General features: G+C 39.3%; 1 protein-coding gene. It reads right to left on the minus strand.

The window, feature by feature from the left end; genetic code table 11:
- Positions 1-163 precede the first annotated feature (163 nt).
- A partial coding sequence (locus GQF29_RS18025; RefSeq protein ID WP_236916511.1) for a site-specific integrase occupies positions 164-788 on the minus strand: 625 nt, incomplete at its 5' end.

A 788-nucleotide genomic window follows, 5' to 3' on the forward strand; every position in this document is an offset into this window, starting at 1 on the left:
ATATATGTCTTTTTGACTATCTTTTTATATCTTCTTAAATGTCCGCAAATCCTTATTTTATAGGCTCTACGGGCATTTTGCTTTTGTGGTAAACCTCACATATCTAGGTCTATCTTCTTATATTTTCGCTATCAAGCGTGGTTAAAATCGTGGTAAATACTTCTTATGCGATTAGACGCTGAACCTCTGATTTTGCGGTATCTATGGACGCATGAGCATACCAGTTCATTGTGATACTGATGTTTGAATGTCCCATGATATACTGTAAATCTTTCGGGTTCATGTTCTTGCTTGCCAGTCTTGTGCAGAACGTATGGCGTAGCGTATGTGGTGTGATATGTGGCAAGGGGTTATCCTTGTGGTGTTTGTTATATTTCTTTACCATACGGACAAATAAGGCGTTGTAATCAATCGCAACTTTAGGATTGCCTTTCGGATTGACGAACAGAAAATCTTTGTATCCGTCTATCTCTATCAGTTTCCCTTTTGTGCGTTTCCTTATGACCCGTTGAAATGCCTGTATCGTTTCTCTGCTTAATGGCACTTGCCTTGTTCCACTCTTTGTCTTAGGCGTTTCAATATAATAGCCCTGTTCCTTGTTTTTTAATAACTGGTGGTCGATAACCACAACCTCATTCTTGAAATCAATATCGGCTACTGTCAGTCCGCACAGTTCTGAGATACGAAGTCCTGTCTTTAACAGTATCAGCACATCATCATAATACTTGTGATACACGTTATCCGTCTTGATGAATGACAGTAAGGCTTGTTCCTGTTCCTCTGTCAAT

Source organism: Coprobacillus cateniformis (assembly GCF_009767585.1).
Lineage (GTDB): Bacteria > Bacillota_I > Bacilli_A > Erysipelotrichales > Coprobacillaceae > Coprobacillus > Coprobacillus cateniformis.